The sequence below is a fragment of the Paraflavitalea pollutisoli genome (assembly GCF_029360705.1).
In the GTDB taxonomy this organism is placed as follows: Bacteria; Bacteroidota; Bacteroidia; order Chitinophagales; family Chitinophagaceae; genus Paraflavitalea; species Paraflavitalea pollutisoli.
On sequence record NZ_JARKMX010000006.1, the window covers coordinates 129,021 to 149,929 of the forward strand.

The following is a 20,909-nucleotide window of genomic DNA, read 5'->3' on the forward strand; positions in this document are numbered from 1 at the left end:
TGACCATCGAAATGGCCAGCCCCTGGAAAAGCGTTTAAGCGTTGGTTATTGTTTTACCACTTTCAGCACCTGGCGATCGGTGGCCGTGGCAATCGTCAACAGGTAGGTGCCGCCGGGGATTGATGGAGCAGCCGCGATATCCAGAATCCGGTGTCCGTTCGACAGGGAAACTGGCTGCCGCAGCACGATACGGCCATTCATGTCGGTCAGCAGCAGCTCGGCCTGTTGCACCTTGGGCGAATGAATGCTGATCTGCAATTGGCCGGCGAAGGGATTCTGCAGGGCAGTGACCAGGAAGGCGCTGTTGCCCCGTTTCAGGGTAATGACCTGGCTATAGGACTCCCCGCCATTGGCGGCAATCACGCGCAGGCGGTAATATAAGATCGTGTTACTGGTTTGACGAATATCATCGGGGTATTGATAGGCCTGATCTGTCGTAGCATTACCAACACCATTCACCCGACCGACCGTAGTGAAGCGAATGCCGTCCGTACTACGCTGCACCTCAAAATGGCTGATGGTTTCGTTGCCCGATGTAGTCCATTGGAGCAGGTTGTGTTGTGGTTGGATCGTTCCCCCAAATTGCACCAACCGGATCGGCAAAGCCGACGAAGCAGAGGTGTGAACATAAAAGCCGCTGAACCCATTGACCGCGAAACTCACCTCCCACCGGCTGGCGGTAGCATTCCAAACGATGTCTGCGTCATTGGGATCGATAATGGTGGTACTGCCCGAATAACTGCCGGGCAGGCCCGTGCCACTCATGCCCTTGTATTGACTCACCCGCAGGTTGGCAATACCGGTAGCATCGGCAGCGCCGGTCGGGAGATCTGGAAAGGCGCCGTTATTGCTATTGTAAGCAGTAAACTCAGCCTGACTATAATAGAGAGTGATGGTGGCTGTGGCCGTAGCGCCGCCCGAAGATGGCGACAGATCAACGTGCCGCTCGCTGAAAGGTTGGCTATTGAAAGTAGGCGTGCTGGATTCATATTTGACACAGGCGCTGATCGATCCACTAACAGGTGTAGCACCAGAAGGTACCACCCGGGCAATGGCACGGCAATAGGCGTCGGTGTAAGTGGTGCCGCCTGCCGATACCGTATTGCTCACACAAACCTGGTTGCTGCCCTGTATACCAGACAGTGAATACACATTGCCGGGTTGCAGCATCGGATTTGAACAGGTGGTAGTGGTAAATCCCGCTGAGGTGATCACATTGCCTCCGAGGATATCATCCGCGCTGAGCGTTCTGGACTGCGTACCGGCACCAATAGCGTAATGCATCACCGCTCCCGGGTTGATGATATGGGTCAATTGTTGTCCGTGTCCAAGTTCATGCACTGCCACTGTTTCAAAATCTACCTTGGGGTTCACCGGAGCTGCAGGCCCGTACTCCCAATTGGTCGTACTGCGAAACGTTACATCCAGCTCATATACAAACCATCTGACCACGCCAGCGCTGATGCAGCCATTGTAACGGGATAAACAAACGCCCAGTATACCGGCACCAAGCGGCGCACTGTTGTCGAAAGTGACCAGGCTGATCCCGTCATCGGCGGCAACATTCGCGGAAGTGTTGGCACCCACTGTCCAATTCATGCCCGTACTGCAGGTCCAGGTATCCATCGCTCGTTGGAAGGATGCTTTGGCAGCGGAAGCAGCGAAATTGGTTTCCATTTGAAAAGTATAGCCACCGGTACCATTTTTATTGACATGTTTTGCGCGATAAGTGGCGCCGCTATACGGAATATTGATATGGGCATAAGGGACCGTAATGCTAGCTGCGCTGATTACTGAATTGGGGTCAGCATTGGTTACACGTATCTGACCGCTGCCGGCTGGCCGCCCAGTAGTGCTGTATGAAGGAACAACCACCCGGATCTCTACGTCAGTCCAGGATACGATGTCAAAGCTGTTGGCCTCTATCCAGGTAGTGCCGCCCGTGTTGGCATCACGAAACTCGACCTTGCCGGGCGTACCGCCGAAATTGGTACCCGTGATGGTCAATACAGATCCGGTGCCAGCTGTGATGGTGGTAGGCGATAAATTTGAAATGGCCGGGATGGCCGCAACGCCCAGGGTGGTGAAGTCATTTACCAACAGGTCCGGGTTGGCACGTAGCTTCGTTTCCTGGTGGGTCAGTTGCCGTACTGCCGCAACGGCAGCATCGATCGACGTGTACTGTTTAAAGGGATCAGTGGCCCGCAGATATTTTGTATCATAGTGGATAAGCCCCTGCATGCTGCTGTAAACCATGTAAGCTGGCGTATTGCCTGCCTGCCGGCCTGTGGACTGGATGGTAGCTGGCATACAAAAGAAGATGCCCGATTGGCCGGTAGACAACTGCAGATACGAAGAATACACATCCATACGATCACCGAGTACGCCACCGTGCGTAATGATCTCGATTTCCTCCCCTTGCAGGGTTCCCTTGAATAGCCGGTAAACACGAATGCGGTTACTTGTATAAATATTGCCCAGGGCATCGGTAAAGGCCGATTGTCCCACCACCTTGCCTTCGGCGATCAGGTTGGAATAACGAACCCGTTGCGGTAGTGAAACAGGGTATAGCTCATTGGCCGATAGGAATAGAGGAAGGCAGAATAGCAATAAAAGAAAGGGAACAAGGGTTAGCTGGTTCTTCATAAATGAGGGTTAAAAGGATGCTGGATGCCCCTACAGAACGCAAAAAATTAAAATATAGTTTGCGCTCAAGCTTCCATTCATCGTGGATTTTCTGGCTTTGTATTACCAGCCATCATACCACTTTCACTAACCCTCAATGCTTCAACGAGATAAAATAAGAAGCGGATAAATACGAGCATGGCTACCTCGTATTTATCCGCCAGTGGATTAGAAGTTCACCTCATCAGCGCTGGGACCGTAACTGCCCGGGATCGGAATATTGAGCAATCGCAGGTATACACCCAGTTGCGCGCGGTGGTGCACCGTCTGGCAGTAAGCCATCCTGATCACTTCGGCTTTGCTGCTTACACTGTATACCTGGTCGCCGTTGCGCAATGTCCAGTTGTCGGAAAGATCTTGATCGGTCGCTTTTTCGAGTGCCACGTTGCCAGACGCTACATTCTTATCGAAAAATGCCAGCAGCTCCTCGTTATTCTGAACAGGCGGAAATGTATACGGGTTTGCCGCAAAGTCCAGCTCACTGGTACTAATCGTCATATCCACCCAACCCGGTAACTCGGCAATATGCCCGGCCAGACGCCGTATAGTCATACTTTTTTCATGGGGTGTCCAGTCGTATTTATCTTCCGGTACCCGCGACAACATCTTACGGGTGGTAGCAGCTTCCTGGTTCAGTTCCTTGATCAGTGACGGGATGATTGACATAGTGGTTTGTTTTAGTAATACAAAGAAAACCAGGGTTAGTGACAGCCCTATGTCAGTAGGTGGCAGGAGAAGAAAAAGAAAAATATAGGGGTAGGTATTTGTTCGTACGAAATAATTCCTATCTTTATTCCATGACAGCAGAACAACCCATCCATAAACAGCCCGAGCCCACCAAATCGGAGTTGGAAATACTGCAGGTGCTTTGGGCGCATGGTCCTTCTACCGTGCGTTTTGTGAATGACCAGCTCAACGAGCAAAAGCGCGCCGTACAATATACCTCCACGCTCAAGCTCATGCAGATCATGGTCGAAAAGCAGATGCTCGACCGCGATGAAAGCAGCATGAAGCATATATATAGTGCAGCACTGGAAGAGCAGAAAACAAAAGGCTTGTTACTCGACCGTTTTGTCGATTCGATGTTCAATGGGTCGGCTTCCAGCCTCATGATGCAGCTGCTGGGCAACAAAAAGACCTCCAAAAAAGAACTGCAGGCCATGAAAGACCTGCTGGATAAAATGGAAGACGGCAAGAAATAACCACCCAATACACCTCACCTATGCAACTACTGTTCATGAACCAATGGCTTCCGGCCAGCCTGATGAAGGCCATCTGCTGGACACTCGTCCACTCGCTGTGGCAGGGGCTGATCCTCGCGGCAGGAGCGGGCTTGATGATGATGCTGACCAAAAAGCGCACGGCCGCCTTTCGGTACAATATGCTGGCCATACTGTTCCTGGTGTTCATGTCGGTAGCGACCGGAACTTTTATTGTAGAGTTGAATACGAAGACACCAACTGGCACGGTTGCCAGTTATGAATTCGTTGACAAAACGATTGATGCCACTCACCACGAAGTATTTCCCCTGGGCACCAGCCTCGAAGCCAATAGTGGAGAGGATTACATCGAAAAGTTTACGGGTTATTTCAATGAACATGCCACCCTGCTGGTAACGATCTGGTTCCTGGTATTTATGGCCAGGGCGCTCAAGCTGATCAGCGGTCTGGCTTATATACAAAGGATACGACACTATAAAACACAACAACCTGCTGCTCCCTGGGGCCAACGCGTAAAAGAGCTGGCTGATTTATTGGGAGTAGGGGCGCCAGTGCAATTGCTGGAGTCGGGCCTGGTGACCGTACCTATGGTAACGGGTATATTGAAACCCATTATCCTGGTACCAGCAGGCCTCATGGCCAACCTGCCGCCTGAGCAGGTAGAGGCCATCCTGTTGCACGAACTGGCCCATATCCGGCGCCGTGACTTCCTCGTCAACCTGGCGCAGAGTTTTGCAGAAACTCTGTTCTTCTTCAATCCCGCCGTACTGTGGCTGTCCTCCCTGCTGCGTGACGAAAGAGAGCATTGCTGCGACGATATGGCCATTGGTGTCACCCAAAGCAGAAAGCAATATGTACATGCGTTGGTATCCTTTCAGGAGTACCAGCTGGAGAACACCACACCTTATGCAATGGCTTTTCCCGGCAAGAAGAACCAGTTGCTCAACCGGGTCAGGCGCATTGTGAACAACAGCAACAAAACACTGAACCTGACCGAGAAGACCTTTCTGGTTGTTTGTATTGGACTGATCCTATTGTTGTCGCTGGTGGTTACCCGTCCGGCCATTGCGCAGGAGGCTACCAATCATGAACAACAGCTGCCCGATACACTCGCACCAGTAGAGCGTTTAGCACCTGACGAACCAGGATCTCCCGTATCACCAACGACTGATCCCGATCAGCCAGCTGCCGAAGATGGACAGGCACCTATGGACGCACAAGCCACCCGCAAGGAGCCAGGTGTACCGGATACCATTCCTGCCATAGCTCCTTACAACGCTTACCGCGAACCCTATCAGGAGAAGGTGGAACCTGTGAACAAGGCTAACTATATAACGCCCTACGAGCCCGTCAACCAGGCATACACTCCTTATGTCTCGACTTACGATCGTGGCGATACTATGCCGGTGCTGCACAAAGCGAATTCTGTGATGTCTGGTGTTATTACGCTGACCTGGGAAGGCAAAGAGTACAAAATCACTGTAGACCACAACCGCCTTGTGGGTTTGATGGTTGATGGAAAACTGATTTTGAACGATGCCATGCCCCAATACTACAATGAGGTCAATGCGATATTCCGCAATATGGAAGCCGAAGAGAGGATGCTAAAAGGGGAGAAAGTAAAAGAAAATGCAGCACAGGCCCGCGAAAAGATGGCCGAAGCCAGCCGCCTGAGCGACGAGCAGGTCAGGCTGCATCAGCAGAAGACACTCCTGGACAACCGGGATAAAGAGCACCCCAGGCTTGGTAGCCTGGATAAGGTTGGCGGAAAATTACATGCGCAGGATAAATTGAACCTACTTAAAACGGATAGTCTGCTGAAGAAGAGCAAAACCATTGACGAAAATCCGGAAATTGCTGGAATCATCGCTGAGCTGGTAGCTGCGGGCGTCGCAACGTACGCCAATCCACTATCATTCAGGATCAACAAGGATGAAGTGGTTGTTAATAATGTGAAGGTGCCGGCATCCCTCCAGTCATTCTTTCAGGACAAGTACATCAAGACTCCCAAGGATAGCTACGTGTATAGCAAAGAAGGTAACCGTACCAGCAGTACGATCACCATCGATCGCTAAGAATGTGATCAGCGGAAATCAGTAATCAGCACAGATAAGGTATTTTGCGACCGGCACATTCCTCGCCCGGTAAGGGCTACCTATGCGCTCTATAAACGTCGCCTGGAGTTTGGTGTAAGAGAAGAGGAATGTTTCGGTTGCGTACAGAAAGTTTTACCACCCTCACGAATATATAAAGACCTGCGGGGCAGACCCTGTCTGCCAGCCCTGCATAAAATTGCACATACATGAAGAAAATGATTCGCCTCATGCTGGCATGCAGCATGATATTGGTACCCTACTGCCTGTTGGCGCAGACCACAGCCACCATCAACGGCACCGTACTCGACAACAGTAAGCGGCCGGTAGCTGCCGCCACCATCAACCTGGTGAAGCCCGGCGACACCACACTGGTGAAAGTAGCCCTTACCACCGATGATGGTACGTTTCAATTGGACAATATCAAGGCGGGAAACTATCGCTTAACCGTCACAGCGGTAGGTTTTGCCCGATACTTGAGTGATTCGTTCAGCCATACAGGTACGGTGCTGAAGTTGCCGGCCATTGTACTACAGCAGGCTTCCGCCGACCAGTTGAGCTCCGTGACCGTTACCGCCCGCAAGCCATTTGTAGAACGTAAGATCGATCGTACAGTGGTAAACGTCGATGCGCTGATCTCCAATGCTGGTACCAATGCGCTGGAAGTGCTGGATAAATCGCCGGGCATCCTCGTCGACCAGGATGGTAATATCAGCATGAACGGCAAATCAGGGGTTGTGATCTTTATCGACGATAAGCCAACTTATCTCTCTGGCAACGAGCTGGCCGCTTACCTCAAATCTCTGCCCTCGGGCACGCTGGAGTCGATCGAGATCATGACCAGGCCACCTGCCCGGTACGATGCCGCAGGCAATGCCGGGGTGATCAACATCAAAACCAAGCGCCTCAAGCAGAAAGGGTTCAATGGAAACATCGCTCCCGGCTATACCCAGGGCCTTTATCCCAAGAGTGCCAACAGCCTTAACCTGAATTTCCGCAACAACGCTTTCAATTATTACCTCAATCTCGGCTACAATTATAATGAAGGGTTCAGTCATCTCGATATCGAACGCCGGTATGTGAATGACGATGGTACCCCCCATTCCCGGTTCGATCAGCACTCCTGGATCAGGAGAAAGTCCAATTCGGGGCTGGCCAGGATGGGCGTAGACTACACCATCGATAAAAGCAATTCCTTGGGGTTGATGGTGAGCGGCAATACCAATGCCTATCGCGGTACGGTCAACAACAAAAGCTCCCTCTATGGCGCAGCAGGAGCACTCGATTCGGTGATCACCGCCGACAATATCGATAACCGGGATTTTAGCCGGGCTACTGCTTCGCTGAACTTCAGGCATAAATTCAAACAAACGGGGCGTGAACTCAGTGCCGATGTCGACTATGTCTACAATACGTCGGATGCGGATCAGTATTATAAGAATGCCAGTTATCGGGCCGACCAAACAGTGAAAGGAAGAGACGATCTGTCGGGATCATTGCCTTCTGATATACATATTTACTCCTTCAAGTCGGATTATACCCATCCACTGTTGGGCGGTGCAAAAGCAGAGGCGGGTATCAAGAGCAGCCTGATCGAGACCGACAATATCGCCGTCTATAACCTGATATTGAATGGCACTACGTATCCCGATTATGACAAAACCAACCATTTTACCTACCGCGAGAATATCAATGCTGCCTACCTGAACTACAGCAAGGATTGGAGCCGCTTTTCGGTGCAGGCAGGCCTGCGCGCAGAGAATACCATCATGAACGGGCACCAGTTGGGCAACGTGATGAAGCCTGATTCTTCCTTCAAGCGGGATTATGTCAACCTGTTTCCTACACTTTACCTGTCGTATAAACTGGATTCGGCTGCCAATAATCAGTTGATATTCTCCTATGGCAAGCGTATACAGCGCCCCAATTTCGGCAACCTCAATCCCTTTATATCTCCGCTCGACAAATTTACCTTCTACGTGGGCAACCCCTTTTTGCAGCCCACCATTGCCCACAGTGTAGAACTATCTCATGTCTATAAAAACAAGATCACGACTACACTCAATTATGAGTTCTACGATGGAGATATCAACGAAACGATCGAGCTGCAGGGACACCAGTACTACAGCCGTCCTGCCAACACGGGCAAAGCCCAGTACCTGAGCCTTACGGTCAATGCTTCCTTTCAGCCTGCTCCCTGGCTTACGATCAACTGGTTTGGATTGGGACAGTATGTCACGTTCAAGGCCGACCTGTACAACCAGAAACTTGACACGGCAGGTTACAATTTCATCACCAACTTCAATAGTCAGATCAGGCTTGGCAAAGGCTGGTCTGCTGAAGTACTCGGCCTCTATCGTGGCGACCTCATCACTACCCAGTTTGTATTGGGCGACTTCTGGACGCTGGGCGGTGGCCTGCAGAAGAAGATTCTCAAAGGCAAAGGTTCCGTCAAGCTGACGGTGAGCGATGCCTTCCTCACCAGGCTCAATTATGGATTGATCAATAACCTGAAGAATGCAAAAGGCCGGTATTACAACCTGGCAGATACACGTACGATTGGCATCAACTTCACGTATAATTTCGGAAAGTCCTTCGAAACACGCAAACGCAGCTCCGGAAGCGCCGAGTCGGAAACACAAAGGATATAACATACGCAATCGCAATTGATCGTACCTTAGATAGGTTGGCACAGTAATTAGTGTTACAGATCAGGATTTAAACGATCAACGATGAAAGCTTTTGTTTACCGGAAATTGGATAATGCAGCCTATCAGTACCTCAGAGAACATTTGCCCGAAGAAGTAGAAGCCGTGATACGCACGGAACTGCCCGAAGGAGAACACCGCAAGGCCTACGAAGAAGCCGATTTCATATTGGGCAATCCGCCACGCGAGTGGTTAGCTCAACTACCCACAGCCTTGAAGTTCTGGCAGATTTCTTCCGCCGGCTTCAGTGAATATGAGGGGATGAGCGTACCCATCCCGGTGGCCAATATGGGAGATTTCTTCGCCCGCCCCTGTGCAGAGACCATTGTAGGAGGTGTATTGTCCATGTACCGTGGCCTGCATACGCTGACGACCTTGCAGCGGCAAAAGAACTGGCAGGGCGAAAAGCTGCGGCTGAACCTCCGGTTGCTGGGCGATCAAAAAGCCATCGTATTGGGCGCTGGCGCCATCGGCACGCTGGTGAAAGAAATGCTGGAGGGATTTGGCTGTCAGGTTCAATTGGCCGCGCGCACCAACCCCGCTGCTACTATCCATAGTCGTGAAGCCCTGCTGCAACAGTTACCATTGGCGACGCTGGTGATTAATACGCTGCCAGGCAGTGCGGAAAAATATGTATCGGCAGACATGATCGCCGCCATGACGCCGCAAACGGTATATGCCAGCGTTGGTAGAGGAGAGACGACTGATGAAGAAGCGCTGATTGCCGCCCTCCGTACAGGAAAATTATGGGGAGCCGTGCTCGATGTGACAGAGAAGGAGCCGCTGCCGGAAACGAGTCCCCTGTGGGCGATGGACAACGTGATCCTGACACAGCATACCGGAGGTGGAAAGGCAGACGAGCTCACCGGCATCGCCCAACAGTTTATTGCCAACCTTCAACACTACTTGCACAAAGAACCCCTTGAGAACCAGGTAGAACTCTCAAGGGGATATTAGTAATTACAACTTAAGGGTGTGTAGCATTTCCTTGTTCGATTCTACGCCAATATAGGCCCAGGGATACACGGTCATTTTACCCGGTATCTTCCGCCCTGCTTCTTTAGCCTGTTCCGTTTCGTTGATCATGTGCAACAGGAACGCGAAATAATTATAGACGTACGGGATGAGCAATTGACCGTCTTCCTCTTCGCGGTAACTTTGGTAGAGCGCCTTGATGTTCGACTTCATGGCCGGGTCGCGGAAGAACTGGGCATGCTTTTTCGGCTCCTCATTCATATCGTAATGAAGCCATTCTTCCACCAGGGCAAACAGCGGTAGCGTAATGAGTATACTGCCACTGTCGGGCGTATACATGTCCCGGGCAAATTGTTGCATCTGCGCCAGGCTGCCACCCCATTTGGGATTCAGGAAATTGATCATCATCAGGTGGGCGATCAGGTGATTGGGCACCAGTTTCTTGGCCGCTTCGAAATAACTGGTAGCGGCTTCGGTTTCCGTTTGCAATCCCATATACACTCTTACGGTTCTCGCACAGATCTCAGCATCATCCTGGTTCAGTTCATCTGCCCGCTGCAAGTGCTCATCCGCAGCTTCGAGGTGTTCGAAAAATTGCTGCGCCCGGTCACCCGATACAGAATTGGCGATGCCTGCGGTACGCGCAATCCAGGCAAGACCTGTTTCCGACACACCGGCAAACAGGTGGGCGGCATAAGAGTCGGGACGTTGTGAAAGCCAGTCTTTGATCGCACCGGCCTGACCTGCATCCAGGCCAATACCTTCGTTGACGAGTGATTTGGCATCCCAGGTCAGTGTTTCATAGGCCGATTCAAAAGCTTCATAGTTACGTTGTGCCAGCCAGCCTTTGAATTCCGGCAGGCGTGCATACCCAAGCGACAGGTCGATGTCAGACGCCGATTTACCTCTAAGCGCCTTGAAAAGTTTGCCCAGCATAACGAGATCGGTTTGTAAGGTTTCTGTTTATAGATCGGTGATAAAGACTCGAAACTATCTACACTGTGCTACCAGCCAATGCCATAGTCTTCCCCGTGATTACTGCTACCACCCCAGAAACTGCCATGCTTCCAGTCGAAGTAGATCAGGTTGATGGGCCCACTGGTGCGGTCATCGAAGGTAAGGGTATAACCCATCTTTTTGAGCGCATCTCTCGTTGCCGGTGGGGTAGAGGCGTGCAGCAGCAGGTGCCCTGGCTTAGGCTGGCGGTCGGCTATTTTGGTACCACCCAATGATAACCAAAGTTGGTTGCTGTTGATATTGGCAGCTTCGGCAGCTTGTTGCGCCGTCATGCCAAACTCGACCACATTCAGGAAGCATTGCAGCAGGTTTTGATCTTGCGTGTCGCCACCTTGTACGGCAAATGACAGGAAAGGTTTGTTGTCTTTCAAAGCCAGCGAGGGCGTTAAGGTGACGCGGGGTCTTTGTCCGGGCTGCACCACATTGAAGGGGTTCAGTACAGAGTCCAATACAAAACTTTGCATCCGCTGACTCATGCCCACACCGGTTTGACCGGCAATGCAGGCAGGTAACCAGCCTCCGCTGGGGGTGATGGATACCACCCAGCCAGCTTCATCAGCCGCTTCTACCGAGGTGGTACCACGCCACAGGCGGTCCTGGTACTCGGCCTCCAGCATGGCCAGGTCGGCGGAGGTAGAGATCCCTTGACCGTTCATGCCGGTGCGCACGTCATGGGCAGGGGCAAAATTTCGGCGGTTGCCGCTGGTATCTCCCAACGTACCCCTTTCTTGCAGCAGCGCGGTGTAGGGGTTGATTTTACCTTCAAAAGGGTAGGGGTCACCGGGACCGGCCTTGTCATCGTTCTTGTCTGGGTTGATCAGCCTGGCTCTTTCTTTCGCGTAGTCTTTACTCAGCAAACCTTTGATGGGCTCCACAGGACCTTTGTACGGATCGCCATAATAAAAGTCACGATCAGCGAAGGTGAGGTTGAGGGTTTGGTAAAGGGTATGAATATACTGGGGGCTGTTGTAGCCCATTTTTTTCAGGTCAAAGTTCTCCAGGATATTGAGGCCTTGCAGCAGCATAGGGCCTTGCGTCCATTCGCGCAGCTTGTATACATCGATGCCTTTGTAATTTGTTTGCAGGGGTTCTTCCCACAGAGGTTTCCAGCGGGCCAGGTCTTCCTGGGTGATCAGACCGCCCTGCTCCTGGCAACCACGTACGAATTCTTTGGCGATATCGCCGGTATAGAAGCGGTTGTAAGCGGCCATGATGGCGTCTTTGCGGCTTTTCTTTTGTTGGAGAGCGGCTTGTTCGGCATCGACCATTTTTTGCAGGGTGGCCAGCAGGTCTTTCTGCACGAAGATCTCACCTGCTTCGGGGGCTTCCCTTTTTTCACCGGGGTGGGTCAGGAAGACGGCTTTGCTATACGGCCATTCTTTGATGCGGGCTTTGCCTCGTTCGATGCTGTTGGCAGTTTGCGCTTCGATGGGGTAGCCAGCGGCGAGCTGCATAGCGGGGGCCAATATCTCTTTCAGGCTCATGGTGCCGTATTCAGCCAGCATATAGCAGATGCCGCCGGGCGTACCGGGAGTAGTGGCTGCCAATGGGCCATATTCCGGGGGAAAACTGTAGCCTTTGCCTTTAAAGAAGGCAGGGGTAGCACCAGTAGGTGCCACGCCCATCGCGTTGAGGGCAATAACTTTTTTCGTTTTGGGATTGTAGATGAGTGCCTGCGTTTCGCCGCCCCAGCTCAAGACATCCCACATGGTGCAGGTAGCGGCGAGCATGGCACAGGCGGCATCGACGGCGTTGCCGCCTTTTTGAAAGACGATGCTGCCGGCGGTAGCTGCCAGTGGTTTGCCGGTGATGGCCATCCAGTGTTTACCGTGTAAGGGTGGTTTCTGGGTTGACTGTCCGAAGGCGACAGCAGTCATAAAGAGTAAGAAGAGAGCGGAACAGGCTATTCTCATGTCAATAAGTTTGGTTCCTAAAGATAAGGATTGAACTAGGTATCCGTATCCTTAGAAACCATCCTATTGACTGCTGGTATTATTTAGCCAGGTGTTTGTTGAATCCAAGCGCTACCAGTTGTTCAAAGGCCTGCCATACGGTGTCGGGTATTTCCTGGGGTATCTGAAACCCTTTTTCGGGGTAGATGCGTATGCGTTGCAGGTCGCCTACCATGACGTTGATCACGCGTTCCAGGGGGATCTCTTCAGTGGGGTAGTCCTGGAAGCTGATCTGCGGTGAGGTAACGAGTAAGGATTTTTCTGGCCAGTGCTTTTTAAAGGTAGCGTAGCTTCTGCGTTCCATGTAAGGCTTTTGCACCACGATGAAAGAGGCAGGATCGAGGCCGCGTTGTTTCAGCAACTCCTGGGTGAACAGGATATTTTCGCCGGTATTCGTCGATTTGTTTTCGACGAGGATGGCCTGGTCCGGCACACCCATATTGCGGGCGATCGCTGCAAACTGATCGGCTTCCGTTTCGGTCCAGATCTCTTTGGTGAGGTTACCGAGGCCACCGGAGAAAACGATCAGGGGTGCCCAGCCTGCGAGGTACAGTTCGGCTCCACGTGTAGCCACCCGTTTGTCATGGCTACCCAACACAAAAATGCAATCCGACTTTTGGAGGGAGTGCAGCAGGTGGTGGTAGTCCCAGAGTGTTTGAGCAAGGCGCAGCACTTCGGGGGTGATGGTCATACGGGGTGGTGTTAGCTATGAAGGTATTTATAGACGCGGTCTTTGTAGGCGGCCAGGTCGTCGAGGGTCGAAAATTCTTCGATCCTGTCGGTTTCGCCGGTGCGCTGGTGGCGCACAACGGCTACGATGCCGCCACCTACCAGCATTACTTTAGCGCGTTGGAAGATGCTATCCAGTCCTGCAACATCATTGAGCATTTGCAGTTCTTCGATCTTGCCCACGTTGATGATATAGTCTTCCATAGTAAAGTAATTGATAGAAAGAACGCTTTATTTGGCCTTTTTGGTGGCTTTCTTCTTTACAGGCGTGCCCTTGGGAGCGCTTGCTTTTTTGGTGCTGCTCTTGGTGGCTTTTTTAGTGCCGTTCTTAGCGGTACCATTTTTGGCTACACCGTTTTTCGCAGTGCCGTTTTTTGCTTTCTTGAGGCGTTCTTTTTCGTTTTCCTTCTCAACCCGGATGTTGTGACGGATCACCTGCCAGTATTCGGGGCCATAAGGCACCAGGATCTCGCTGTTGGCGGGAATATCCTTGGTCGCCTCGATAAATACGCGCTTGCCTTCGTTGATGTATTCGCTGTTATTGGTAATGCCTTTTACGCGGCCGATTCCACGGGCATCGTTGGCATAGCGGGCCAGGGCCGTTTTGTCGTTGGCGGCATCCAGTACGAGGTTACGGGTTACGTAGTAGATGTAGCCATTGTTGCCTTCGTTGTGCTCGACATCTTTCCAGGTAGAGGCTTTCCCTTTGTATTCAACGATACGGGTTCCTTTGGGTATGGACTTGGAGGTAAACAATCCTTTTCCGGCGCCAGGGATGGTGGATGTTTTTACTTTCAATTGCTTTTCGAGTAGTTCCATTCAATATTCGCTTGTAGGTGAACTTTAATAAGGCGGCGAAGATAATTATTCTTAACTGTCTCTGTATGATAGACATGAGAAAACATCGGGGTTGATTGTTGATCGTACAGTTATTAGCGCTGGCCGGTGCGACCTGATTATGGGTAGAAGTCAATAGGGGCGTGGCTGTGCGGCGTTAATTTGCAAGTTAGTTGCATATAATTATTTGGTTTATAGATAAATTGTAGATTATCTTTAATCAACAATTAACACGACAAACAGCCTGATTTGATTTCAATCAGGTATTCCCATTGAGCTTTTCACCCCTCCGGATATTATAGCACAAGTCGATACTCCCGTTATTTCTCCATCTCCCAGTTACCCCCGCAAAATCATTTCATTAAACCTTCCAACCGCTAACAGCCGTTTGCAATTGACTTAAGTCATAAATTGTTCCATTGTGCCAAGCTGGACCCTTTTTAATTACATTTGTTTCTAAGCATCCTTTCGGATCTACTTTTCCCACCATTTACCTTATCGATCTGAAGAATTCAAGAATCACACAAATGATTTTTACGGTTGAGCCATGTTGAAACCTGGACGGAATTGTCTAAGGACAGGCTTTGTTATCTATCCCTTTAATCAATATGAAACGGAAGGTTGTAATTGAGGTGCTTTCTTCGTTGCTGGTGTTATTGTTTGTTTATACGAGTGTTAGTAAATGGCTCGACTTCTCCACCTTCGCGGGTCAGATGGATAACCAGCCTTTTCCGAATTGGATGACTCCTGTTGTTGTTTGGACGCTCCCGATCATGGAGGTAATCATTTCCTTGTTGTTGATGTTTAACAGAACCCAACTGTGGGGATTCGTTGCATCGCTCGTGTTAATGCTATTGTTTACGTTGTATACGATATTGATATTGCTCAACGTGTTTGATCGCGTACCCTGCTCATGTGGAGGTGTCATTGAGAACCTGAGTTGGGAACAGCATTTAGTGTTCAACCTGTTCTTCGTCGCCGTTGCATTGACAGGCATCATACTCAAGAGGAAGGATCAACGAATCACGACAACGCAAAATATGGCAACAGCTGCTTGATAAACGAATTTCAGGGGAAGCCGAAAACCTGCCAATAGAGTAGGCGACACTAAAATGCATTAAAACAAAGACATTACCATTTATGAAGAAGAGCAATGTTTCGCTCATGGTGATTGCTGCAGTTGCCGCAATTACAAGTGCTTTTGCTACCCGGCCCGATTGTTTACAGTGTGAGGATGCGCTGCAGTATCATAAGGTGGCGAATACCTATTCTCCGCTGGGAGAATTCGGTGTTGATTATGATTGTGATTTTACCGAGAATACTACTTGTACTTACTATAAACCTAATCCGGTAGGTCAGCCTAATGTCTATGCTCCATGTAGGCTTGGAATCTGGATTGATTTGGCTAGCCGCACCAAATAATTTGGCGTATTTTAACATAAAAGCTTATCGCCGACCTATTGAAATCATTTTTAATGCTTGGCCTTCGGGCTCCAAATAAATTCCTTTTAAATAAATCCTTAATATCAGCCACAACTTTCAGATTTTAATAATTAAGTGCAAATCAATGTGTAATACTTGCATGTATTTTTCCCTTGTTTAATTCTTGGCGGGGAAATTTTCCACATTTCGAAAAATGTCCTACATTCATGTTTTCATAGGATAAGGTTTAATGGTTAATGGTATTTGATTAGTGCGGTCCCGTCTTCATGGCGGGACCTTTTTTTGCCCACATATCGCCAATTATCTTGGATTTTGCTGCATGCCGGTGAAGCTGATTACATCTGGAGGTATCAGAAAAGTGTAGCGGAGGTCACCTGGTCTGAGTTCATAATCTTTATTATTGATCCATCGTTTCAAAATTATATTAGCACCGTTTTTGTTCAATCTTCTCAGGTCGGTCCAGCGCAATCCACGAAACGGCAATTCTTTCCTGCGGTGTGCAAGAATACTGTCTAATGCCTCTTCATCATTATGTACTGTTAACGGCCGGAAAGCGGAAATTCTCCAACGATGTTCCAATAAAGTGTTTAAATCCTCCATGGCTTCTGATACATTTCCAAGCCTTGCATTGCATTCTGCTCGGATTAGATATATTTCATCGGTTGCAATTCCGGTAAATAGTTGGTTTGTGCCGTTGTAGCTTGATTTGGGGTTTATTGTATTTTGTGAGTTAACACGGAAGAAGACGGCTTTTCGAAGATCGTTTGTTTCGTATGATCTATATAATGAACTATCCACAACACAACTGCTTACGGAGATAGCTCTGAGAACGTTGGTGGTTACGAATCGACTTTGGTAAATCGTTTCAGGATTGAATTTGTTAAACTGGTTGGAGTTGGGACCAATTGTTAGCGTATCATATTTGATTAACGTCGGATATAATTGAAGGCAACTGTCTGCATATTTTAATGCTTGGTTGTAATCGTCCATGCTGAGAAATGTCCTCGCTAACAATCCCAGTGCTGCAGGTTTCGAAGACCGGTTGCGATTCAATAACGGAATATCGTTGGAAAGAAAACGAGCAGCTTCCTTTAAGTCGTGAATAATTTGTCTATAGGTAACCTCGAGGCTAGACCGAAGACTTATTTCATCTACTTCTGGTTGTAAGCGAAGCACTATTCCTGGAATGCTTTCTGGGTTTTTACTACTAAAGACGGGGGCAAAGAGTTGCGCTATCTGGTAAAAGGCATGCGCTCTTGCAAAAAATGCCTGGCCTTTGACCTCTTTCCATTTAACCTCATTGCTGGAGGTAATTTCAATACTTTCTACTGCCTGCAATACAACATTGGCATAAAATACCTGCTTATAAGGTGAGTTCCAATCCACAACGTTGGCAACCATTCCTTCAAAAGAATTTGGATGCCATATGTAAGCATTTTTCTCTCTTGGAGTTAGCGTATTCCAAAAAGTCGTCGAAATAAAAAAATTATCGGCTGCCACCTCCCCTAATACTGGGGATTCGTTCATCACAGTTTCGTTATCTAGCAACGCCTGACAGTCTTCGAGTGTAGTGGGAATAAAAATATTGCTGTCTGGATTTTGCTCCAGGAACTCCTTTTTGTTGCAACTAGCGAAGATTATAAGCATAGCGCAGAGCAGCCATGAAGTTATCGATCTAAGCATAAACTTTATTTAAAGTCAAGTTTGATACCGCCAGCAACTGTAAAAGGAGGCGGCCAGCCCGCAACGTAATCGGGATCAATTCCTTGATTGTTGGCTTTCCATAAAAGACCTATATTATTCGCATAAATGTAAAACTGTATTGATTGCAGTGGCAGTTTTCTTAATGCCTTATATCCTGGGTTATATTGTATTCGTGCATCTTGCAATCTAAAATGGTCTCCTTTTTCTACTAGAATGTTTGAAAGTCTGTAAAATTGATTTCGGGTTGTATTAATAGGATAGTCGAGAGAGGGGACATTTGTGTGAAGTTCATCTCCGGGGCTTTGCCAACGTTTGGCAAAATCCGAGTGCCCTTTTGTATTCATACCGAGTAATTCATCATAATCCACAGAAGATCTTCTAAAATAGTAGCCCGCCTTCCAGGTAATATTAAAGGAAATGCTGAGCCCTTTCCATTCAATATTGTTACGTAACGCTCCATAAAGAGTAGGGTTTGCCGGCCCATTATATCGAAGTGTACTAAAATCTGCTGATTTCAGAATGTTAACGTAGTCTTTGCTGGGCACGCCATCAAGCTCGCCAATCGGGTCTCCATTTTGTGGATCCAACCCTCTCCAAGGCAAACTATAAATGGCATAAACAGGCCGTTCTTCCAAAGGGTTGATATAGTCAGTATTAAGGTAGCTACCAATATTATTCTGCTGTACCAGATATTTGGTTATCTGGTCGGAGGTATAACTAAATAGCCAGTTTGTACTCCATTTAAATTGGGTAGTTGCGATGTTTAGCGTGTTCAGCGTTATATCAACTCCCTTCCCCTTCATGTTAGCTGTATTACCCCTGAAATTCGATAGGCCCGTGGTGGGATCGAGCGGGCTGTTACCAATCAAGTCATCTGCCTTTCTAAGGTAGAATTCAAGGCTTCCCGTAATCACGTTTTTCAAACTTGCAAAATCAATTCCCAGGTTGGTCATTCTTACCTTTTCCCAACGAAGATTGGGATTGGGTGGATTAGCTATATTACCACTGGGGGCACCATAAGTATTGGTACTGGTAATAAGTGCGGTTGTGTGTGCAGACACCGAACGATCCACGTTTCCATTATATCCATAGGTTAAACGAAATCGCAGATAAGGAAGCCAGTTTTGTTGTTTATAGAAAGTTTCTTTACTCAACTCCCAACTAAAGCCTGTACTCCACAAAGGAACGCCTTTTTGATTTGTCTTAACCCCGAAAATGTTAGATTCGTCTTTGCGTGCACTGGCTGTAAAAGTATAGCGTTGTTTAAACGTATAGGCGGTATTTATAAAGTAGGAGATAAAGCGATCAATCATACGCCAACTTTTATTAGGATTGTCAATTTTTTGTTCATAGGAGGGATTGTTGTACATCGGAAAGGTTGAATTGTAGTCTACAACTGTACCTGTTTGTCGATCTTGGATGTAGCCATATACGCGGTCATATTTCTGGTCCCTGGTAAGACTTTGTATTTCAGACCCGCCAAATGCTGTCAAGGAGTGTTTACTATTCCATGTTTTGGTATAATCTATCTGGCTTCGTATGATATGTGCCTGGGTCGATGAATTAAACCTATCCAAAATTCCCCCGTAAGGGATTGGAGTTTGGGTAGTATTGCCGTTTAGTTGTGTATATAAATTAATCAGGTTACGCGTATAAAAGGTTTCCTGGCTATAAAATCTATTCAGATCTGTAAATCCACGATTGTATTGATACAGTAGATTAATCAAAAGCCCTTTGGTTGCCTTAATCTTTAAACCTGCGTTCAATCTATAATCGGTTCCTGAACTCTTGTTACTACTTAAGTTAAACTCGTCCAAAGGACGATGTGTCCAATCAAGCAAGCGACCGCCTCCTGCTGTGTCTAAATATGACTTCCTTAAATTTAGGTAGATGGTCGATGGGTGACCGTTTTCATCTATTAATTTGGCATAGGGTGTCCTGATAGGAGTTTCCGGGGATGGGGCTTTACCGTCAGCAACCGTAAATATAATGCCTGTGCTGAGCTCTACTTTCTTATCCCACCAAGCGTAAGTATTGTTTGCATTGACGGTGATTCTATTGTATTGGCTCCCGACCTCACTACCTAGGTTTCTGTCATACCCCGCTGAGAAGTAATACTGATTCTGTTCGCCTCCACCGCTGGCATTGATCGAGTATTGCTGGTTGACGCTTGGGCGATAAAAGTATTTGTCTTTATCGTGGCGTAAATCATTTTGTTTAAGGGCATCTAAGAGTGATTGTGCTTTTGTTGACGAGATCAATCCATCACGTTCCTGGATCAGGATTTCGACAACAGGCGAAAGCGCAGGATGTGTTGGGTTAGTCTCGTTATCGTTGTAAAAACCTTGCCCAAACAGAAACTTCTCCACTTCCACATAATCACTCGAGCTCATCTGCGGGTCGTAATAGAGATCTGGTTTAGCACCCACCGTAACATTCGCATTCACCGACAACTTCATGGCTTGTTTGTACTTGCCCATCTTGGAGGTAATGACAATGACACCATTCCCAGCACGAGCGCCCCAAATGGAAGCAGCCGCAGCATCCTTCAATACTGTCACACTTTCTATGTCGTTGGGATTAATATTATTGATATCGCCAGTATAAGGGAAGTTGTCGAGGATGATCAACGGCTCCGGATTCGCAAAAATCGTACTGCGCCCACGAATGCTGATCGATGCCTTGTTAAGGGAGTTACCAGGTATCACACCAGGATTAAAGATCATCCCACTCGTTACCCCATCCAGTCTGTCCAGGATATTGGTTGTGACCTTATAATTCAATAGCTCCTGGTTCAACTTAGAATACGATCCCGTCAGCTTTTCGATCGACTGTTTCTGGTAACCAGTGGAGACCACCACTTGCGTCAGCTCTGATACATTTGTTTCCAACGTAACCTGTAGGCTGCGTTTGCCAAGTGTTTGGATCACCATCGTACGATAACCCACATAGCTTACCCGTAAACTATCCTGGGCATAAACTCCGATCCTAAACCCTCCATTCGCATCAGTTGTCAGCTCGTTTTTACTGCCCATCGCCAGGATATTGGCCCCCACCACCGGCTCTCCCGTCTGGTTCACCACCCTGCCCGAAAACTCAGAAAGCAATCCAGTACCCGCGCCACCCGGCCTCACCGCGGTCGGCGCGGCCGGCATGATCACGATCACCTGTTGCATCAACTCAAAAGTATAAGGATGCCCCTGCAGCAACAGCGTCATCACCTCCTTCAACGGTTGTGCACTCACCCGGATCGTCGCCTTTCGCTTCGAAAGTTGCCAATCCTCGTTGTACACGACACTACGCCGTACCTGTTTTTCGATTGCCTTAAAAATAGTGGTAAGTGGAGCGTTGTTGAAAGAGAGGGTCACCAGTTCCTGCTGTTGTACGCCCGTATCCTGGGCATATCCACAGATGCTCCAGAGCAGGTTAATGATGGTTATTAGAAGTATGCTGGCCCTTTTCACTACACCCTGTTGTTTTTTTCCGCTACCCTTTTGTAGATAACAGATTACATTCGCTCCCTGCGCTTAACCAGACTTCAGTTCT

15 protein-coding genes are annotated in these 20,909 nt (G+C 48.7%); 6 read left to right on the forward strand and 9 right to left on the reverse strand.

Annotated elements, in window-relative coordinates:
* Window positions 1-45: 45 nt before the first annotated feature.
* Both P2W70_RS13675 and P2W70_RS13680 read right to left on the reverse strand, forming a co-directional pair.
* Window positions 46-2,646, reverse strand: a complete 2,601-nt coding sequence (locus P2W70_RS13675) for a matrixin family metalloprotease (protein WP_276482036.1) — start codon at window positions 2,644-2,646, stop codon at window positions 46-48.
* A 207-nt stretch (window positions 2,647-2,853) separates the two neighbouring features.
* Window positions 2,854-3,351: a DinB family protein gene (locus P2W70_RS13680; RefSeq protein ID WP_276482037.1), complete on the reverse strand. Its 498-nt coding sequence runs from the start codon at window positions 3,349-3,351 to the stop codon at window positions 2,854-2,856.
* 131 nt (window positions 3,352-3,482) lie between these two features.
* On the opposite strand from P2W70_RS13680, the gene P2W70_RS13685 reads away from it, so the two are divergent.
* From P2W70_RS13685 to P2W70_RS13700, 4 genes are all read left to right on the forward strand, one after another.
* On the forward strand, window positions 3,483-3,887 hold the full coding sequence (locus P2W70_RS13685) for a BlaI/MecI/CopY family transcriptional regulator (protein WP_276482038.1): 405 nt from the start codon (window positions 3,483-3,485) through the stop codon (window positions 3,885-3,887).
* A gap of 35 nt (window positions 3,888-3,922) precedes the next feature.
* The gene (locus P2W70_RS13690; protein WP_276482039.1) at window positions 3,923-5,980 is read left to right on the forward strand and encodes a M56 family metallopeptidase; all 2,058 of its coding nucleotides are present in this window, start codon (window positions 3,923-3,925) and stop codon (window positions 5,978-5,980) included.
* 227 nt (window positions 5,981-6,207) lie between these two features.
* On the forward strand, window positions 6,208-8,649 hold the full coding sequence (locus P2W70_RS13695; protein ID WP_276482040.1) for an outer membrane beta-barrel protein: 2,442 nt from the start codon (window positions 6,208-6,210) through the stop codon (window positions 8,647-8,649).
* An 81-nt stretch (window positions 8,650-8,730) separates the two neighbouring features.
* Window positions 8,731-9,663, forward strand: a complete 933-nt coding sequence (locus P2W70_RS13700) for a D-2-hydroxyacid dehydrogenase (protein WP_276482041.1) — start codon at window positions 8,731-8,733, stop codon at window positions 9,661-9,663.
* Between the two features lie 3 nt (window positions 9,664-9,666).
* Here P2W70_RS13700 and P2W70_RS13705 read toward each other — a convergent pair whose 3' ends face one another.
* From P2W70_RS13705 to P2W70_RS13725, 5 genes are all read right to left on the reverse strand, one after another.
* Window positions 9,667-10,617 carry a DUF4034 domain-containing protein gene (locus tag P2W70_RS13705; protein WP_276482042.1) on the reverse strand — a complete coding sequence of 317 codons (951 nt, stop codon included), beginning with the start codon at window positions 10,615-10,617 and terminating at the stop codon, window positions 9,667-9,669.
* Window positions 10,618-10,685: 68 nt separating this feature from the next.
* Entirely contained in the window at window positions 10,686-12,611 is a 1,926-nt protein-coding gene (locus P2W70_RS13710) for a gamma-glutamyltransferase family protein (protein ID WP_276482043.1), read from the reverse strand.
* 79 nt (window positions 12,612-12,690) lie between these two features.
* Window positions 12,691-13,341: a YdcF family protein gene (locus tag P2W70_RS13715; protein WP_276482044.1), complete on the reverse strand. Its 651-nt coding sequence runs from the start codon at window positions 13,339-13,341 to the stop codon at window positions 12,691-12,693.
* Window positions 13,342-13,352: 11 nt separating this feature from the next.
* On the reverse strand, window positions 13,353-13,583 hold the full coding sequence (locus P2W70_RS13720; protein WP_276482045.1) for a hypothetical protein: 231 nt from the start codon (window positions 13,581-13,583) through the stop codon (window positions 13,353-13,355).
* A 27-nt stretch (window positions 13,584-13,610) separates the two neighbouring features.
* Entirely contained in the window at window positions 13,611-14,198 is a 588-nt protein-coding gene (locus P2W70_RS13725) for an SET domain-containing protein (RefSeq protein WP_276482046.1), read from the reverse strand.
* Window positions 14,199-14,824: 626 nt separating this feature from the next.
* On the opposite strand from P2W70_RS13725, the gene P2W70_RS13730 reads away from it, so the two are divergent.
* Both P2W70_RS13730 and P2W70_RS13735 read left to right on the forward strand, forming a co-directional pair.
* On the forward strand, window positions 14,825-15,274 hold the full coding sequence (locus tag P2W70_RS13730; protein ID WP_276482047.1) for a MauE/DoxX family redox-associated membrane protein: 450 nt from the start codon (window positions 14,825-14,827) through the stop codon (window positions 15,272-15,274).
* Window positions 15,275-15,356: 82 nt separating this feature from the next.
* Window positions 15,357-15,638, forward strand: a complete 282-nt coding sequence (locus tag P2W70_RS13735; protein ID WP_276482048.1) for a DUF6520 family protein — start codon at window positions 15,357-15,359, stop codon at window positions 15,636-15,638.
* Window positions 15,639-15,959: 321 nt separating this feature from the next.
* On the opposite strand, the gene P2W70_RS13740 is transcribed toward P2W70_RS13735, so the two are convergent.
* Window positions 15,960-17,342: a RagB/SusD family nutrient uptake outer membrane protein gene (locus P2W70_RS13740; RefSeq protein ID WP_276482049.1), complete on the reverse strand. Its 1,383-nt coding sequence runs from the start codon at window positions 17,340-17,342 to the stop codon at window positions 15,960-15,962.
* A 5-nt stretch (window positions 17,343-17,347) separates the two neighbouring features.
* Window positions 17,348-20,827, reverse strand: coding sequence for a SusC/RagA family TonB-linked outer membrane protein (locus tag P2W70_RS13745; protein ID WP_276482050.1), 3,480 nt, complete (start codon window positions 20,825-20,827; stop codon window positions 17,348-17,350).
* Between the last annotated feature and the right edge of the window lie 82 nt (window positions 20,828-20,909).

Excerpts from the sequence above, each read along its gene's own strand:
- P2W70_RS13695 (WP_276482040.1), top strand. The coding sequence starts at position 6,208 with ATGAAGAAAATGATTCGCCTCATGCTGGCATGCAGCATGATATTGGTA.
- P2W70_RS13740 (WP_276482049.1), bottom strand. The coding sequence starts at position 17,342 with ATGCTTAGATCGATAACTTCATGGCTGCTCTGCGCTATGCTTATAATC.
- P2W70_RS13685 (WP_276482038.1), top strand. The coding sequence starts at position 3,483 with ATGACAGCAGAACAACCCATCCATAAACAGCCCGAGCCCACCAAATCG.
- P2W70_RS13705 (WP_276482042.1), bottom strand. The coding sequence starts at position 10,617 with ATGCTGGGCAAACTTTTCAAGGCGCTTAGAGGTAAATCGGCGTCTGAC.
- P2W70_RS13735 (WP_276482048.1), top strand. The coding sequence starts at position 15,357 with ATGAAGAAGAGCAATGTTTCGCTCATGGTGATTGCTGCAGTTGCCGCA.
- P2W70_RS13725 (WP_276482046.1), bottom strand. The coding sequence starts at position 14,198 with ATGGAACTACTCGAAAAGCAATTGAAAGTAAAAACATCCACCATCCCT.
- P2W70_RS13675 (WP_276482036.1), bottom strand. The coding sequence starts at position 2,646 with ATGAAGAACCAGCTAACCCTTGTTCCCTTTCTTTTATTGCTATTCTGC.
- P2W70_RS13730 (WP_276482047.1), top strand. The coding sequence starts at position 14,825 with ATGAAACGGAAGGTTGTAATTGAGGTGCTTTCTTCGTTGCTGGTGTTA.
- P2W70_RS13715 (WP_276482044.1), bottom strand. The coding sequence starts at position 13,341 with ATGACCATCACCCCCGAAGTGCTGCGCCTTGCTCAAACACTCTGGGAC.
- P2W70_RS13680 (WP_276482037.1), bottom strand. The coding sequence starts at position 3,351 with ATGTCAATCATCCCGTCACTGATCAAGGAACTGAACCAGGAAGCTGCT.
- P2W70_RS13700 (WP_276482041.1), top strand. The coding sequence starts at position 8,731 with ATGAAAGCTTTTGTTTACCGGAAATTGGATAATGCAGCCTATCAGTAC.
- P2W70_RS13690 (WP_276482039.1), top strand. The coding sequence starts at position 3,923 with ATGAACCAATGGCTTCCGGCCAGCCTGATGAAGGCCATCTGCTGGACA.
- P2W70_RS13710 (WP_276482043.1), bottom strand. The coding sequence starts at position 12,611 with ATGAGAATAGCCTGTTCCGCTCTCTTCTTACTCTTTATGACTGCTGTC.
- P2W70_RS13720 (WP_276482045.1), bottom strand. The coding sequence starts at position 13,583 with ATGGAAGACTATATCATCAACGTGGGCAAGATCGAAGAACTGCAAATG.